16 protein-coding genes are annotated in these 16,182 nt (G+C 44.7%); 13 read left to right on the top strand and 3 right to left on the bottom strand.

The features are described from left to right. Positions 1–41: 41 nt before the first annotated feature. The 11 genes from ccmA to V1467_RS14770 are packed head-to-tail and all read left to right on the top strand — an operon-like array spanning position 42 to position 8,816. On the top strand, positions 42–662 hold the full coding sequence (ccmA, locus tag V1467_RS14820) for a cytochrome c biogenesis heme-transporting ATPase CcmA (protein ID WP_416305749.1): 621 nt from the start codon (positions 42–44) through the stop codon (positions 660–662). Continuing rightward, entirely contained in the window at positions 656–1,327 is a 672-nt protein-coding gene (ccmB, locus tag V1467_RS14815; protein WP_416305748.1) for a heme exporter protein CcmB, read from the top strand. The genes ccmA and ccmB overlap by 7 nt, the downstream gene beginning before the upstream one ends. Beyond that, a complete protein-coding gene (locus V1467_RS14810; RefSeq protein ID WP_416305747.1) occupies positions 1,327–2,061 on the top strand; it encodes a heme ABC transporter permease in 735 nt (244 codons plus the stop codon). Before ccmB ends, V1467_RS14810 begins: the two co-directional genes overlap by 1 nt. Before the next feature lie 3 nt (positions 2,062–2,064). Continuing rightward, positions 2,065–2,298 carry a heme exporter protein CcmD gene (gene ccmD / locus V1467_RS14805; RefSeq protein ID WP_416305746.1) on the top strand — a complete coding sequence of 78 codons (234 nt, stop codon included), beginning with the start codon at positions 2,065–2,067 and terminating at the stop codon, positions 2,296–2,298. Next, positions 2,298–2,756, top strand: a complete 459-nt coding sequence (ccmE, locus tag V1467_RS14800; RefSeq protein ID WP_416305745.1) for a cytochrome c maturation protein CcmE — start codon at positions 2,298–2,300, stop codon at positions 2,754–2,756. Before ccmD ends, ccmE begins: the two co-directional genes overlap by 1 nt. Before the next feature lie 10 nt (positions 2,757–2,766). Next, on the top strand, positions 2,767–4,755 hold the full coding sequence (locus tag V1467_RS14795; RefSeq protein WP_416305744.1) for a heme lyase CcmF/NrfE family subunit: 1,989 nt from the start codon (positions 2,767–2,769) through the stop codon (positions 4,753–4,755). Then, complete coding sequence (locus tag V1467_RS14790; protein ID WP_416305743.1) at positions 4,752–5,324, top strand: DsbE family thiol:disulfide interchange protein; 573 nt, start codon at positions 4,752–4,754, stop codon at positions 5,322–5,324. The genes V1467_RS14795 and V1467_RS14790 overlap by 4 nt, the downstream gene beginning before the upstream one ends. After that, entirely contained in the window at positions 5,321–5,752 is a 432-nt protein-coding gene (locus tag V1467_RS14785) for a cytochrome c-type biogenesis protein (protein WP_416305742.1), read from the top strand. The genes V1467_RS14790 and V1467_RS14785 overlap by 4 nt, the downstream gene beginning before the upstream one ends. Then, positions 5,752–6,999 (top strand): c-type cytochrome biogenesis protein CcmI, encoded by a 1,248-nt coding sequence (ccmI, locus tag V1467_RS14780; RefSeq protein ID WP_416305741.1) that lies wholly within the window; start codon positions 5,752–5,754, stop codon positions 6,997–6,999. Before V1467_RS14785 ends, ccmI begins: the two co-directional genes overlap by 1 nt. Continuing rightward, a complete protein-coding gene (locus V1467_RS14775; protein WP_416305740.1) occupies positions 6,996–7,766 on the top strand; it encodes a VacJ family lipoprotein in 771 nt (256 codons plus the stop codon). Before ccmI ends, V1467_RS14775 begins: the two co-directional genes overlap by 4 nt. Before the next feature lie 33 nt (positions 7,767–7,799). Beyond that, complete coding sequence (locus V1467_RS14770; protein WP_416305739.1) at positions 7,800–8,816, top strand: SDR family oxidoreductase; 1,017 nt, start codon at positions 7,800–7,802, stop codon at positions 8,814–8,816. A 243-nt stretch (positions 8,817–9,059) separates the two neighbouring features. Here V1467_RS14770 and galE read toward each other — a convergent pair whose 3' ends face one another. The 3 genes from galE to V1467_RS14755 form a co-directional block, all read right to left on the bottom strand. Next, positions 9,060–10,073 (bottom strand): UDP-glucose 4-epimerase GalE, encoded by a 1,014-nt coding sequence (gene galE, locus V1467_RS14765; RefSeq protein ID WP_416305738.1) that lies wholly within the window; start codon positions 10,071–10,073, stop codon positions 9,060–9,062. Further along, a complete protein-coding gene (locus V1467_RS14760) occupies positions 10,070–10,375 on the bottom strand; it encodes a DUF6170 family protein (RefSeq protein ID WP_416305737.1) in 306 nt (101 codons plus the stop codon). Before V1467_RS14760 ends, galE begins: the two co-directional genes overlap by 4 nt. Before the next feature lie 66 nt (positions 10,376–10,441). Next, a complete protein-coding gene (locus V1467_RS14755; protein ID WP_416305736.1) occupies positions 10,442–11,989 on the bottom strand; it encodes a peptide MFS transporter in 1,548 nt (515 codons plus the stop codon). 841 nt (positions 11,990–12,830) lie between these two features. On the opposite strand from V1467_RS14755, the gene wecA reads away from it, so the two are divergent. Together wecA and V1467_RS14745 are read left to right on the top strand one after the other, a co-directional pair. Next, positions 12,831–13,904, top strand: a complete 1,074-nt coding sequence (gene wecA, locus V1467_RS14750) for a UDP-N-acetylglucosamine--undecaprenyl-phosphate N-acetylglucosaminephosphotransferase (protein WP_416305735.1) — start codon at positions 12,831–12,833, stop codon at positions 13,902–13,904. A gap of 525 nt (positions 13,905–14,429) precedes the next feature. Further along, complete coding sequence (locus V1467_RS14745; RefSeq protein WP_416305734.1) at positions 14,430–16,181, top strand: polysaccharide biosynthesis/export family protein; 1,752 nt, start codon at positions 14,430–14,432, stop codon at positions 16,179–16,181. Position 16,182: the final 1 nt, after the last annotated feature.

Raw genomic sequence — 16,182 nt, 5'->3', positions numbered from 1 at the left:
TTATTCCGGCCGATTTTCGGGATTCAATTCAGAGGTTTGGCTTGGCATTACTGGTAGCGGAAAAGATAACCTGCGTCAAAAGTGACAGGGTATTATTCAGTCAGCTCAGCCTTACTCTGCAAGCAGGCCAGATTCTGCACTTGCAAGGCCCTAACGGTGCCGGTAAAACCAGTCTGTTACGTATTCTGGTTGGGCTAAGTCAGGCCCAAGAGGGACGGATTCTGTTAAATGGCGAGATGATTGAAGACCATCCCCGCTTTGCCAGCCAGATCATTTATATCGGCCATAAAACAGGCTTGAACCCCAATTTAAGTGCCATCGAAAATTTACAATTCTGGGTTACCTTGCAAGGCATTGCAGAGCATATAAACTTGTTCGCTTTGCTGGCTGATTTAGGTCTGGTCGGTTTGGAAGATATTCCCGTTGGGCATTTATCTGCAGGCCAACAACGTCGTGTGGCGCTGGCAAAATTATGGTTAAAAAAAGCCGCGCTATGGGTGCTGGATGAACCTTTTACTGCCCTTGACGCTGAAGCAATAGCGTTAATCGAGCAAAGAATGCAGGCCTATGTCAGGCAAGGCGGAGCCATTATTTTGACCTCGCATCAGCTATTGAAACATCAGCAAAACCTGTCCAGCCACATGATGGAGTATCAATGGTAACCGCTCAACTCTACGCTGTATTTAAACGCGATATGATGCTGGCGTTTCGACAGCGTTCCGAATTACTGCAACCTGTGATGTTTTTTGTGCTGGTGATCACGCTGTTTCCTCTTGGGGTAGGGCCGGGGGCGCAAACTTTACAAAAAATTGGTCCGGGCGTGATATGGGTGGCAGCTTTGCTTTCGGCATTATTGGGACTAGAGCGTTTGTTCAGAGAGGATTTTGCCGATGGTACATTGGAACAACTGATGCTGTGTGGCTGTCCGATGAGCTTGCTGGTACTGGTTAAAGTGATTGGCCACTGGTTAGTCAGTGTGTTGCCTTTGTTGCTGGTCTCACCTTTGCTGGCGCTATTTCTGAATCTGACTGCGGATATGTATTGGGCGTTACTGTTAACATTATTAATTGGTACGCCTTTGCTCAGTCTGATCGGGGGCATTGGTGTGGCGCTGACGGTCGGTATTCGAAAAGGCAACGTATTACTCAGTTTATTGTTATTACCTCTATTTGTGCCTTTATTGATTTTTGCCACTGCCGCCGTGGATGCTGCCACCTTGCAGTTGCCGTATAATGGTCAACTGGCGCTATTAGCAGCATTATTGTTACTAGCGACAGCTTTGGCACCTTTAGCTACCGCCTATGCATTAAGAGTGAGTCAGAACTGATGTGGAAATGGTTACACCCCTATGCGAAGACCGAACAGACCTTTGATCTATGTAGCAAGTTATTGCCCTGGTTTGCCTGGCCAGCGGGACTGTTGCTGGTAACCGGATGTGTGTGGGGACTGGCGTTTGCCCCTGCCGATTATCAGCAAGGAGACGCCGCGCGGATCATGTATATTCATGTCCCTTCGGCAATTTTATCCATGAGCACTTATGCGTTGATGGCAATAGCGGCATTGATTGGACTCGTTTGGCAAATCCGCACCGCAGATATGGCAGTGGCGGCCATCGCGCCGACCGGTGCTATTGTGACTTTTATCGCCTTGCTTAGCGGCGCTGCCTGGGGAAAGCCAATGTGGGGAACCTGGTGGATCTGGGATGCCAGACTGACCTCCGAATTAATTTTATTATTTATGTATCTCGGTGTGATTGCGTTGTACCAATCTTTTGATGACAAGCAACAGGGCGCCAAAGCGGCCGGTATTCTGGCATTAGTCGGGGTGATTAATTTGCCTATCATCCATTATTCGGTGGAGTGGTGGAATACCTTGCATCAGGGCGCATCAATCAGCAAGTTTGATAAACCTTCTATTGACCCCGGTATGCTGTGGCCACTGATGATTTGCTTGCTAGGTTTGGCCCTGTTGATTGCGACTATGAGTATGATGGCGCTGCAGAACGAAATTTTGCGTCGTGAAAAGCACCGTCCATGGGTGCAAAAATGGGTGGAGAAGTAACGCATGCAGTTTGAAAGTTGGACGCAGTTTTTTGCCATGGGTGGCTACGGATTTTTTGTCTGGCTGTCTTTCGGCCTGAGTGCTTTGGTCATCTTACTGGCTATAGGTCTGAGCCGTTACAACCGACAAAGCATATTAAAAATTATTGTGCAGGAAAAACAGCGCAAGCAACGTATTGCTCAAGCCAAAAATAATCAGGTTAAACCGGCAGAAACTGAAGTGGAGAAACGTAGTTGATGAATCCTAGAAGACAAAAGCGGCTGTTTGCCGTTGTCGCGATCCTGGTCATTTTAGCCGGTGCGACCAGCTTGATGCTTTTTGCCCTGAACCAGAATATTGACCTGTTTTACACCCCGTCAGAAATTCTCGATGGTAAGGAAGGCAAAATACCGCAAGTGGGGCAGCGTTTGCGTATTGGTGGCATGGTGGTTGTAGGTTCGGTAGAGCGGCACGAGGAAACGCTGGATGTGAGCTTTCGGTTAACCGACACCGGCCCAGAAGTGACGGTACTTTATCATGGCTTGTTGCCGGATTTATTTCGTGAAGGACAGGGCATTGTCGCCACGGGCATATTACAAAGCGCCAATGTGATTAAAGCCGAAGAAGTGCTGGCCAAACACGACGAAGAATATATGCCGCCTGAAGTCGCTGAAGCCGTCAAAGGAATTAAACATGTTAATCCCAACCAGCAGTGAGGAATGACAGATGATAGGTGAAGTGGGGCATTTCAGTTTGGTGTTGGCATTGTTGATGGCAATGCTGCTATCGGTGTATCCGATGTGGGGAGCGCAGAAAAGCCATCCACAAATGATGGCACTGGCCAAACCCTTAGCGATCGGATTATTCCTGTTTACCTTGATTGCCTATATCAGTCTGACCTGGGGATTTGTTTCTAACGATTTTAGCTTGAATTATGTAGCGCAAAACTCCAATAGCCAGTTGCCGGTTTATTACCGGATTACTGCGGTTTGGGGAGGGCACGAAGGTTCCTTTTTACTTTGGGTGTTGATCTTTTCAATCTGGACGGCTGCAGTTGCATTGTTTAGCCGGGCTATGCCTGCTGCCATGGTGGCCAGAGTACTATCCATTCTGGGCCTGGTGGCGGTCAGCTTTTATCTGTTTATCCTGATAGCATCCAATCCGTTTGAACGCATGTTGCCCTTTTTTCCGGTGGATGGACGGGATCTCAACCCGTTGCTACAGGATATTGGCATGATTATACATCCGCCAATGTTGTATATGGGATATGTCGGCTTTTCGGTGGCTTTCGCCTTTGCAGTGGCAGCACTGATTTCCGGGAAGCTGGATTCAACCTGGGCACGATGGTCACGCCCCTGGACGTTGGCCGCCTGGGTATTTTTGACTTTAGGTCTGGCTTTGGGCAGTTGGTGGGCTTATTACGAACTTGGCTGGGGAGGTTGGTGGTTTTGGGATCCGGTTGAGAATGCGGCTTTTATGCCCTGGCTGATGGGGACTGCGTTGCTGCATTCTCTGGCGGTGACGGAAAAGCGTAAAGTGTTTCAGTCATGGACAATATTGTTGGCGATTGGGGCTTTTTCGATGAGTTTGCTGGGTACTTTTCTGGTGCGTTCCGGTGTATTGGTGTCAGTACATTCGTTTGCCAGTGATCCGACTCGGGGTCTGTTTATTCTGGCTATCCTGCTTCTTACCATTGGCGGCTCGTTATTACTCTACACAATCCGCGCCCCGGGTTTTAAAAGCGTTGGACAATATCGGCCCTGCTCCCGGGAAGTGATGATGATGGGAAACAACGTGTTGTTAAGTGCGGCGACTGTGGTAGTGCTGCTGGGCACTTTGTTGCCTCTAGTGCACAAAGAGCTGGGGCTGGGGTCGATTTCTATTGGTGCACCCTTTTTTAATCAGATGTTTACCTACCTGATTGTACCTTTTGTGTTTTTGCTGGGGGTTGGTCCTTTGTCACGCTGGAAGAATCAGTCGCCCGCAGCATTAAAAAATCAATTATTGCTGGCCTCGGGTATCAGTCTCAGTGCCGCATTATTGATTAATCAAAGCTATTCCGAACTATCTTACATGGCAACCTTAGGAACAGTGCTGGCCTGCTGGGTGGCAGTCACCAGTGTTCAAGAAGTGTTGCAGCGGGTTGGTAAAAGTGGTGTTTCAGCTAGCAGCCTATCATCTTTGACTCGCAGCCATTGGGGAATGATTACGGGCCATATCGGATTTGCTGTTTCGCTGGTGGGTATTGCTATTACCAGCCAATATAGTGTTGAAAAAGATGTGCGTATGGCTATTGGTGAAAGCGCTGAATTAGCCGGTTATCAGTTTATTTTTAAAGGCGTTAATGAACTACAGGGACCAAATTATAGCGGCTATGTGGGGCTGGTTGACGTGTTTCAAGCGGATAAGCAGGTTGCGCATATGCAGGCCGAAAAACGTTTTTATCCGGTACAGCGTTCGATGATGACCGAGGCGGCTATCGATAGTGGTTTTAGCCGGGATCTGTATGTTGCGCTAGGCGAGCAATTAAGCAATGGCGACTGGGGTTTGCGCTTATACGTCAAACCGCTGGTTAGATGGATTTGGGCAGGTGCTTTTATTATGGGCCTGGGTGGATTGTTGTCTATCTCGGATAAACGTTATCGCATGGCCAAGGTGCTAAAACGCCACTCGGATGGTAAGAATCAGCCAAAACCCGCAGAGGCACAGGTATGAAGAAATACTGGTTTTTTATTTTGCCCTTGCTGGCTTTTTTAGCTATCACGGCTTTTTTATTAAGTGGTCTGTTTTCTAATCCCAGATATGTCAATGAAAGCCAGGTAGACAGGCAAGCCCCGCCATTTAAATTGCCGGATGTAATGGATGCCGGGCAATTTTATGACCAAACCGTGTTTCAGGGGCAGGTGACGCTGCTCAATGTTTGGGGTGTCTGGTGTGTCACCTGCGCGGTGGAATTGCCTTATTTAACCCAGTTACGTCAGCAAGGTGTGCGGATTGTCGGTCTGTATTATGAACAGGAACTGGATCCGGATTTTGGTGCCAAGTCGTTGCCACAAATCCAGGCTGAAGTGCAGCAGCGACTGCAAAAGCTGGGTAACCCTTACCAGTTTAATATTTTTGACGTGGACCGTTCTTACTCTCTGGATTTAGGCGTAACCGGCGCACCGGAAACCTTTTTAATCGATCAGAATGGCAAAATTCGCTTGCATCATATCGGTGATGTGAATCCTCGTGTATGGCAGCAAAAAATTGCTCCTCTTTATCAGCTGTTGAGTCGCCAATGAAAAAACTGATTTACCTGGGACTGTTACTGGGCAGTATGAGCCTGTTTGCAGTAGAAGAAACCTACCAGTTTGATGATCCACAGCGACAGGCTCTATTTAATGAATTGTCTCATCAGCTTCGTTGCCCTAAATGCCAGAATCAGAATATCGCCGATTCTAATGCGTTGGTAGCGCTGGATCTCAAGCGCAAAGTATATCAACTGGTAAAGCAGGGCCAAAGCAAACAGAAAGTCGTGGATTATATGAAAGAGCGTTATGGCGAGTTTGTCTATTATCAGCCGCCGGTGACGGCTGCGACCCTCATTTTGTGGATCTTGCCATTGCTGATTGTAATAACAGGATTTGTGTTGTTGTTACGCCGCAGAAAAATAGTCGAAGTAGATACCATTAGCATCGAAAAAGCAGAAAAGTTGTTGGAGAAAGAATAATGCTGGAATTTTTTTTCGGTGTGCTTAGTCTGGTCCTTATAGCGGTTTTAATGGTTGCGGTGCCCTGGTTTCGCGCCAAACAACAACAGCAGCGAGTTTCTGCCGATCCACAACAGATGAATATAGAGCTGACACGCCAACGTTTAGCTGAGTTGCAAAGTGAGCATAAGCAAAACCTGCTGTCGGATGAAGATCGTGCCCAGGCAGAAAAAGAGCTTAAAAGTGCTTTGGCAGATGAATTTAGCGAAGGGCAACAGCAGATAGTTAAATCCCCATATCATTGGCTGATATGGGGGAGTGTCGTTGTGATCCTGGCGTTAGTTTCCGCCGTGTACTGGCACTCTAGTCAATTGGGTAAAATGCAGCATTGGCAACAGGCCATGCAGAAGTTTCCTGATTTGGCCAGGCGTGCAGTGATGCAGGCAGACCAGACGGTAACGGAGCAGGAATTAACCGATTTAGCCTTGGGTTTACGCACGACCTTGCGAGATAAACCTGAAGATGCGGTTGCCTGGTTGCTATTAGGACGGGTATACAATGCAATAGGTTATGTTGAGCCTGCCATTGAGGCATTTGAACGTTCGTTAAAACTCAATCCAGAGCATAAAGGTGCCAGAATCAGCTTAAGCCAGACATTGGCGATGACCAACCAGCCTCAACAGTTACAGCGGGCTAAAGGTTATTTGCAACAATTATTAACTGAGGATCCGCAAGATTATGATGCACTGGGTTTGTTAGCCATTGTAGCCAGTCAACTGGACGATAAACCTCTGGCGATTCAGAACTGGCAGAAATTACTACTGCAGGTACCTAAAAGCGATCCTCTGTATCAATCGTTACAGCAACGCATTGATGAATTGCGGGGCGACGCCGGACAGTCGGCCACACAGCAAACTGCATTTACCATCACTGTTGATGTCGATGAGGCGTTACGCAGTAAAATCCCTGCCAAGGGTTTTGTTGTGGTGTTTGCCCAAAATGCTGAAACAAACATGCAAATGCCGGCAGCGGTGGTTAAACAATCGTTGCAACAATGGCCTGTTAGTATTGAATTAACGGATAATAACGCCATGTTAGCTAGCTACAAACTGTCTGACTTGAAGCAAGCCAGATTGGTTGCGCGTATCTCAGTAGACGAAAATGTGCAAAAAGCGCCAGGCGATCTTCAGGGTGAAATCATTGCACCTGTGCAGCCGGGACAAAATGTTGCAGCGAAAATTATGATTGATCAGGAAGTAACACAGTGAAAAAGCTTTATACAGTATTGGTGGTTGTTTTATTACTTGGTGGGTGCGCAAATCGTCAATCTGTTGAACAGCAGGCTGATGTTAATCAAACGCAACAATATGCAGATCAACGCGACCCTTTTGAATCCTACAACCGGGATATGTGGTCCTTTAACTGGGATGTGCTGGATAAGAATATTCTGCGTCCGGTAAGCTTGTCTTACGCCGAGAATATGCCTTCTTTCGCGCGTAAAGGACTGTATCATTTTGCGCTTAATCTGGAAGAGCCGGCTAACGTGATCAATAACCTGTTGCAAGGTAAAGTAGCTGACTCGTTTATTAGTCTGGGACGCTTTTTGCTCAATTCAACTTTTGGGTTATTAGGGACATTGGATGTGGCGACCGACGCAGGTATCGAGCGACGTGACGAGAGTTTTGCTGAAACGCTAGGCGTGTGGGGAATAGGCTCAGGTCCCTTTATTATGCTACCGGCATTAGGCCCCAGTGATGCAAGAGACAGTACTGGTAAGGTGGTAGAAGGGGTTTATTACCCCTTTGATCTTACTTTATATCTGTCACTGACGACTAACGTGATTAAAGCCCTGGAAAAAAGAGCGTCATTTGTCGATCAGGAACAATTGTTGAGGGATGCGGTTGATCCATATGCCTTAATCAAAAATGTCTATTTTCAGGATCAGCAATTTAAAATACTGGATGGCAAGATCGAAACCAGCCAGGAAGAGCAGGATTTAAACGAAGATATTGATGCCTATCTGGATAATTTGTAATCGCCTTCAGATAAACACGACAAGGAAATCAGCATGAGCAGATTTGAGCAGCTTAAACAGCAGCTAGACAAGCAACAGCGTAAATGGTTAGTAACAGGCGTGGCCGGATTTATTGGTTCCAATTTGCTAGAAGCGTTGTTGAAACTTAATCAGCAAGTGGTTGGGCTGGATAACTTTGCTACCGGTCATCAGAAGAATTTGGATGAAGTACAAGGACTGGTCAGCGACCAGCAATGGCAAAACTTTCAGATGATTGAAGGCGATATACGTGACGTCGAGACTTGCAAGAATGCAGTCAGTGGCGTTCAGCACGTATTGCATCAAGCGGCATTGGGTTCGGTTCCCCGGTCACTTAATGACCCTGCTACCACTAATGAAGTGAATATCAGCGGTTTTTTGAATATGCTGATTGCTGCCAGGGAACAGCAAGTGGAATCATTTGTATATGCTGCGTCCAGCTCCACTTACGGTGATCATCCTGCTTTGCCCAAAGTGGAAGAAAACATCGGTAATCCGCTTTCTCCTTATGCTGTGACCAAATATGTCAACGAGCTTTATGCGGATGTTTTTGCCCGCTCTTATGGTTTCCATGCCACCGGCTTACGTTATTTTAACGTATTTGGGCGTCGTCAGGACCCCGATGGAGCCTATGCGGCAGTCATTCCTAAATGGACTGCGGCGATGACCAAAAATGACAAAGTAGCAATTAACGGTGATGGTGAAACCAGTCGCGATTTTTGCTATATCGACAATGTTGTCCAGGCTAATCTGCTGGCGTCAACAACCCTTTTAGGGGGGAGCGAAGTGTTTAATGTGGCGGTGGGCGACAGGACGACATTAAACGAATTATTCAGCGCAATAAAAAATGCGTTGCAACAACAGGATATTGACTATTCCGCCGAGCCTGTCTATCAGGATTTTCGCGCCGGTGATGTACGTCATTCGCAGGCCGATATTGGTAAGGCCAAGTCGTTGCTAGGTTATGAACCCCAATATCGTATTGCTGAGGGCATTAGCCTGACCATGCCCTGGTATGTGCAAAATGTGTAGGGTATTTTAGCTACGAGCTACGAGCTACGAGCTACGAGCTACGAGCTACGAGCTACGAGCTACGAGCGTAAAATTATATCTAAGGTTATTTCTGTTCTCCCTGAGCGCGAAGAATGAGCTGTCGAAGGGTGAATTAATCGATTCAGCCTTCGACTATCGGTTTCTCATACCAGCCCCAGACCTGAACCATTCGACAAGTTTATACCAGGCTTGCCGAGTGAAAAGGGGTATCCCGAATTCAGGTTATTTATAGCCATCGGGATTTTTTGACTGCCAGTGCCAAGTGTCTGCACACATTTCACTAATACCTTTATGTGCCTTCCAGCCTAATTCCGTCTCTGCCAGGCTGGCATCGGCATAACAGGCAGCCACGTCACCGCCGCGACGAGGGCAAATATTAAAGGCGATCTTTTGGCTGCTGGCCTGTTCAAAGGCTTTGACCATATCCAGTACCGAATAACCGACACCGGTGCCAAGGTTATAGGTGACCAGACCGACCTTCTGTTGCAGTTTTTCAATCGCTTTTAGATGGCCATTGGCCAAATCTTCTACATGAATATAGTCGCGCACTCCTGTGCCATCCTGAGTCTGATAGTCATTACCAAACACCGAAAGTGCTTCGCGTTTACCTACCGCAACTTGGGCAATAAAAGGCATCAGGTTATTGGGAATACCGTTAGGATCTTCACCGATCAATCCGGAAGAATGAGCGCCAACAGGATTGAAATATCTTAGCAAGGCTATGTTCCAGTCATTATCCGATACATACACATCCTTGAGGATATTTTCGATCATCAATTTGGACTGGCCGTAGGGGTTGGTCGGTTTACCTTCGGGCATACCTTCATTTAACGGCAGGCTAATAGGATCGCCGTAAACGGTGGCAGAAGAACTAAATACCAGATTTCTAACCCCGAATTCAGCCATCACTTCAAATAATGTGACTGAACCCATCACGTTGTTACGATAATACTTCAGTGGCTGTTGTACCGATTCACCTACGGCCTTTAAACCGGCAAAATGGATAACAGAATCGATTTGATGTTGCTTGAACAATGAGCGCAATGTGTCGGCCTCACAGATATCGCCCTGAATAAAAGTGACTTTCTTGGCGGTGATTTTTTCTACTCTGCGCAGTGATTCCTCACTGGCATTACACAGGTTGTCCAGCACTATCACCTGATAATCCGCTTCCAGCAGCTGTAATACGGTATGGCTGCCTATATAACCGGCACCTCCGGTAACTAATATATTCATATTTGCTTTGACCCTTTCAATACTTCTGACAGATATTTCTCGCTTAAACCATATTGTAATGGCTTGATCAGTAAAGGAAAGCACAATAGCAGCAATAGCATCCACAACATCACCGACCAGTTTTGACCCACTCGTAGTAACAGAAAAAATACCGGTACCAGAATCACCAGTTTAAGTATATTTAGTAGCAGTTTTTCCGGTAGAGTCAGCATTTTACCGGCCTGATCGAGTTTTTCGATGCGTTCCACCAGCGACAGGGATTGCAATTGAGGGATTTGCTTACTGGAAAATATCAGGCGCATAAACAGTCTCTAGATACAAAAAAGCCGGACAATTATCCGGCTTTTTGAACTGATTAACAGGGGTTTTTAATGCACGCCGTGCATGCCTTTTTTAAGCAATGGCGTCAGCGCCAGAATAAATACACCCACTCCGACACTGATTAAACCGATATCGTTGTACACACTGATAGTGGCTGCGATATCCAGTTGACCGCTATCAGCGCCATGTGCGCTGCTGCCGGTTAATGAGCTGATCCAGCCTGCCACATAATTACCTAACGCGGTAAACAGGAACCAGGTTCCCATCATCATGCCGACAATCTTGCTGACACTGAGTTTAGTGACCATAGATAAGCCTACCGGGCTTAAACACAGCTCAGCTACTGTTAACGACAAGTAGATAAAGACCAGCCAGATAAAGCTCTTGTTGGTGCTGTCATCCATACCCATACCCCAGGCAAAAACAATATAACCCAGGCCGATTAATAACATGGCAAGGCCGAATTTTCCGGGAGTAGAAGGTTCAACATGTTTTTTCGCTAACGCCACCCATAACCAGGCCATAACTGGGGCTAACACGACAATAAACAGGGCATTTAGTAGCTGTACTTGTGAAGCCAGAAAGTTCATGCCTAGTACATTCAAATCAAATTGTTGGTCGGCGAGTAAGGTCAAGCTGGCCGCTTGCTGTTCAAACAAGGCCCAGAAAACCGACTGGATAGCAATCAAAAAGCACGCCACCATAATACGGTTACGCTCGACCGTGGTGCATTGGGTAAAGGCATAAATCAGGATAATTGCAATCATTACAAAACCGGACACACCGAGTAGAGAGCCGACAAAAGTTTGATACTGCATCAATACCCAGCTAACCGCGACCAGCGCCAGGCCGAACAGATAAATGGTGTATTCCTTATTTAAACCAATCGGCGATTTTTCTTTTAAAATGGCAGGATTGGAGGGTTCGGCACGGCCATCCAGATAACGTTGTCCCCATAAAAACACTAGTAAACCGAATAACATACCGATACCGGCCAGACCGAAACCGTAGTTCCAGCCATAGGTTTCTCCCACATAACCGACTAACGCGGTAGAGAATAACGAGCCAAGGTTGATCCCCATATAGAATATTGAGAAACCACCGTCACGACGGGGATCATTAGGTCCATATAACGCGCCCACAATAGTGGAAATATTAGCTTTGAGAAAGCCAACACCGGTAATAATCAGCGCTAATGCCAGAAAGAAGATATTAATATAGAGATCATTGCGGACTACGCTGTCGCCATCCATAAAGGATGCCGGGCCATGAAACCCCATCAAACCATGTCCAGCCACCAGCAATATGGCGCCATAGGTAACAGCTTTACGGCTGCCCAGGTAGCGGTCTGCCATATAACCACCGATGATGGGCATCATATAGACTAAGCCGGCGTATGCACCGTAAATCATGCTGGCTTCGCCAGCGCTGTATAAATGGTATTTCACCAGATACAACACCAGAATGGTGCGCATTCCATAATAGGAAAAACGTTCCCACATCTCGGTTAAAAAGCAGATCGACAACCCGACAGGATGACCCATCAAGTTACGTTGCTGTGACCCTACGTAGAGATCTTCAGTGGTCTCAGACATTTTGTACCCCTAATTCTTTTTTGATTGACTTATTATAATAATGACGGGAGCGTGTTTATCTTTCATCTTCATCACTGCTGGCGGCTATTTTTTCTTAACCACAAGGCAGAAAACGCGCGAAGAGTGGTTCTCTTTAAGCGTTTGATAACGAAGTGAGAAGGAAAAATAGCCCCAGCCCTTTGGGTTGAGTCTGAAAATCCCTCACTCCCACTCTTTTTAAACAAAGTCAGTAAACAGATTTATTTAGATGACTAAACTACACTGTTTACGCCTTGATTGAGACATTTTCATTTCTCAACAACGGTGAAGATGAAAGATAAACACGCTCCGTTTATCAAAATAGTTATAAAACTAAACCGAGCGGTTATACCGTTGCTGCCGTGGAAAAGCAAGAAATGCGGGAATGATCTGAGTATTTTCCACGCTACAAAGTGATAGTGTCTAAAAATAATTTGTGAGCATAATCATAAATCGTACTATCAAGCTATTTAGCTAGAATAAGCTCAAGTATTGCTTTCTCGCAATGTCTATACTAGTGATCATCTAACTATGGTGTGAAAAAATGATAACAATTTGGATCAATTTACTAACACGAATAAACTAGTAAAAAGTAATACATCTTTGTTACCATCCTTACTATGATAAAAGCTTAGCGAATGGCTTCTTTACGCTTGTAATGTTTACATTTGTCAGTGGAAAACTGTCGTAAATTGGCTACACAACCTAATTATTGAAGAAAGAATGACTTTTAAACAATCGCCTATACATTTTTTATCAATTCTTTCGATAGTACGACTTAGGCTGATATGGACGCTTAATATAATAGGAAGTTACAACTAGCATGTTTGCATATCTGGAATTTACCCCTCTTTTTATGGCATTTTTTGTAGCCGTATTACTTATCGTTGTTATGAACCCTGTTGCCCACCAATGGGGCTTGGTTGATCAGCCTGGAATTCGTAAAGACCATAAAGGCATTATTCCACTTACTGGTGGTTTGGCGATGTTTTTCTCCATTTTAGTGTCCAGTTTTGCAACTGATGTATGGTTGCGAAATGATCCCATGTTTTTTACAGCGGCAGCGTTTATTGTATTGTTGGGAATGCTTGATGATCGTTTTGAATTAAGCCCTAAAGGACGTCTTATTTGTCAGTTTGGAGTGGCGGCAATTATGGCTTGGAGCGCCCAAAATTATGTCACATCGTTGGGTGATATTATTGGTTTTGGTGATATTAATTTGGGGTTATTAGGTTATTTTTTTACTCTTGTTTGTGTTGTTGGCGTGATCAACGCGTTTAACATGATGGATGGTATCGATGGTCTAGCAGGTGGAATGAGTCTTATTGTTTTGCTCGGGGTAGTTGTTTTACTTCTATTGTCTAATAATGAGACAGAAATAATGGGACCGATGTTGGTTATTGCAGCTTTAGTACCTTTTTTGGCGTTTAATCTCAGTATTAAGGGATTTAAAGGCAATAAGATATTTATGGGTGATTCGGGTAGTATGTTTATTGGCCTGACTATTGTGTGGCTATTGGTAGAATATACACAAGGCTCGCATTCATCTATGCGACCAATCACTGCAGTTTGGTTGGTTGGCTTACCTCTTATGGATATGGCTGCAATAATGTACCGTCGTGCTAAAAAAGGTCAGTCGGTTCTTAGACCTGACAAACAACATTTACATTATATTTTTATGCGGGCAGGTTTGTCTTCTAGAGCTACTTTAATCGCTATTTTATTGCTTGGAGCAACATATGCGGGTATTGGAATTATTGGTGAAATAATCCATGTCCCAGAATATATAATGTGCTGGTCTTTTATTGTCTTACTAGTTATTTATAGTTATATCATCCAAAATATTTGGATGATTTTACGTCAACTTCGTCTGATTAAGCGCAGCTTAATTGGGTAACACATCTATTTATTGTTGAACGCAGTATATTAACTCGTTAAATGTAAAGCAGTTTTTATCTAATATAGCCTGTTGTATACTGACTCGAACCGTTCTGTTGGACAAACTTTATCATTATGCTCGCACTCAACTCTTTTTACTTTTGCATATGAAGCAAATATTCATATTACTTTTTAGTCTTTTTTTGTTAAGCGGTTGTGCGTTGACTCATCAAAAACATTCTGACTCTGAGCCTACGTCAAATATAAGTAAAGGACTGGACGGTTTCTCACCGGAACTAACACGGATTCTGAATGAGGCTAGTTCTGGCACGCAAGTCATGGTTAATCAATATAATGTGGCTTTGGGAGAAAAGTATACATCGGCAAACGGCTCAGTTTGTAGACAACTACATTGGATAGGTGGTGACTTCGCGACAGGTCAGTATAAAATTGTTTGTAAAAGTAGTGATGCTAACCACTGGTATCAAGTTAACCCAATTACTGAATCTCAAGCCGCGTTTTATGAACTTGTGAGTAGATCGCAATGAGAAAAATTAGACTCTATTTTTGTCAGGTAGTCGGTTTTATTTGTTTGTGGTTTTATTTGTTGAATGTTGGCTGGGCACAAACGACAGCTAACAATACAGCTATTGAGCGGGCTAACGTACCCGTTCAAAATCAATCTGTTGATTTGTCGAAGTATATGCAACAACAAGGCAGTCTTAAATCTCACAATATTAATGACGGCTATATTCCTTCTGATGAAGTGTCTACCAATACGCAACCCCAACCCTTTGGTGCTAACTTATTTAAGCAGGGTCTAGAAACGAGCCGTGGAGACGGGCTTAACCCTGACTATCTAATTGCTCCCGGTGACAAAATATCTGTCCAGCTATGGGGGACTGTGGAGTTGGCAGAAGTTTTCATTGTTGATAATCAGGGAAATATCTTTATTCCACAGATTGGGCCGGTATCAGTAATGGATATTAAGGCTAGCGAACTCAATCAAGTTGTAACTAGTAGAATAAAATCGGTTTATACCAATAACGTCAATATTTACGTTAATCTGCTTACTGCGACCCCGATTAGTGTATACGTATCTGGTCCAGTTATTCGCCCCGGCCAATATGCAGGTCTTCCAAGTGAATCCGTCCTTTATTTTCTTAATCGGGCTGGCGGAGTTGATCCTGATAGAGGAAGCTATCGTCGAATTTCCGTTTTGAGAGACAATCAAACATTGATCAGCTATGACCTCTATGATTTTTTACGAGAAGGTAAATTACCAGCTTTTACCTTTAAAGATAACGATGTCATCCTGGTTTCTGAGCAAGGTCCTGTTATAACTGTTGAAGGGGCTGCGCGCTATCCATTTAAATTCGAGTTAACCCAAAATCATTCTAATGGAAAAGATTTGGTGTATTACGCCAGACCTCTTAGTAAAACAAGTCATGTCGCTGTTAATGGGAATCGAACATTGGGCCCTATATCAGTTTACATTCCACTAGAGGAGTTCCTTGAATTTCCGGTATCAGATGGAGATATCGTGTTATTTAATGATGATCTGCGCCCTCAAGTGATTAGTGTGCAAATTTCCGGCAGCTATGTTGGTCCATCATTTTATACCGTAAAAAAGGATGTGCGGCTGAAAGATTTGTTAGACCACATCGAAGTTGATCCTGCTCTTGCAAATATTGATTCCATTTATATAAAACGCAAAAGTGTTGTAGAACAACAAAAACAGCTTTTAGAACTTTCGTTACAACGACTGGAGAGAAGCGTGTTTACTGCTCCGGCTGCATCTGACGGAGAGTCACGTATAAGAGCCCAAGAGGCGCAGTTGGTGATGAAATTTGTAGAAAGGGCAAGAAGTGTAAAACCTTTAGGTAAAGTTGTACTAAGCGTAGATGGACAGATTGCGAATGTAAGACTGGAACAGGGTGACGAAATTGTCATTCCGCAAAATACCGATTTGGTACAGGTTTCTGGAGAAGTTTTACTTCCACAGGCTATTGTATACAGTTCCAACGCTAGTATTGCTGATTATGTGGCTTGGTCAGGGGGATACAGTGAAAGAGCTAATGTTGAACAAGTTGCTATTGTCCATGCCAATGGTTTGACTTCTTTTGTGAGTGCCGACGACAGCCATTGGTTTGTTGAAGAAACAAACTACCAAATAAAGCCTGGTGATCAGATCCTAGTGTTGCCAAAGGTGGACACAAAGGTTTTACAAGCAGTTAAAGATATTACCCAAATCATTTACCAGATTGCAGTAGCTGCAAATGTGGCAATCAACTGAT

This window comes from Neptunicella plasticusilytica (genome assembly GCF_047922965.1).
GTDB lineage: Bacteria > Pseudomonadota > Gammaproteobacteria > Enterobacterales > Alteromonadaceae > Neptunicella > Neptunicella plasticusilytica.
Note: the sequence above shows the minus strand (reverse complement) of the source record. Positions and strands in the feature narration are given on the sequence as shown.

Bases quoted from the DNA above. Each gene is read 5' to 3' on its own strand.
- V1467_RS14745 (WP_416305734.1), top strand. From the start codon at position 14,430: ATGAGAAAAATTAGACTCTATTTTTGTCAGGTAGTCGGTTTTATTTGT.
- V1467_RS14810 (WP_416305747.1), top strand. From the start codon at position 1,327: ATGTGGAAATGGTTACACCCCTATGCGAAGACCGAACAGACCTTTGAT.
- wecA (WP_416305735.1), top strand. From the start codon at position 12,831: ATGTTTGCATATCTGGAATTTACCCCTCTTTTTATGGCATTTTTTGTA.
- ccmB (WP_416305748.1), top strand. From the start codon at position 656: ATGGTAACCGCTCAACTCTACGCTGTATTTAAACGCGATATGATGCTG.
- V1467_RS14795 (WP_416305744.1), top strand. From the start codon at position 2,767: ATGATAGGTGAAGTGGGGCATTTCAGTTTGGTGTTGGCATTGTTGATG.
- V1467_RS14770 (WP_416305739.1), top strand. From the start codon at position 7,800: ATGAGCAGATTTGAGCAGCTTAAACAGCAGCTAGACAAGCAACAGCGT.
- V1467_RS14790 (WP_416305743.1), top strand. From the start codon at position 4,752: ATGAAGAAATACTGGTTTTTTATTTTGCCCTTGCTGGCTTTTTTAGCT.
- V1467_RS14755 (WP_416305736.1), bottom strand. From the start codon at position 11,989: ATGTCTGAGACCACTGAAGATCTCTACGTAGGGTCACAGCAACGTAAC.
- galE (WP_416305738.1), bottom strand. From the start codon at position 10,073: ATGAATATATTAGTTACCGGAGGTGCCGGTTATATAGGCAGCCATACC.
- ccmE (WP_416305745.1), top strand. From the start codon at position 2,298: ATGAATCCTAGAAGACAAAAGCGGCTGTTTGCCGTTGTCGCGATCCTG.
- V1467_RS14760 (WP_416305737.1), bottom strand. From the start codon at position 10,375: ATGCGCCTGATATTTTCCAGTAAGCAAATCCCTCAATTGCAATCCCTG.
- ccmI (WP_416305741.1), top strand. From the start codon at position 5,752: ATGCTGGAATTTTTTTTCGGTGTGCTTAGTCTGGTCCTTATAGCGGTT.
- ccmD (WP_416305746.1), top strand. From the start codon at position 2,065: ATGCAGTTTGAAAGTTGGACGCAGTTTTTTGCCATGGGTGGCTACGGA.
- V1467_RS14785 (WP_416305742.1), top strand. From the start codon at position 5,321: ATGAAAAAACTGATTTACCTGGGACTGTTACTGGGCAGTATGAGCCTG.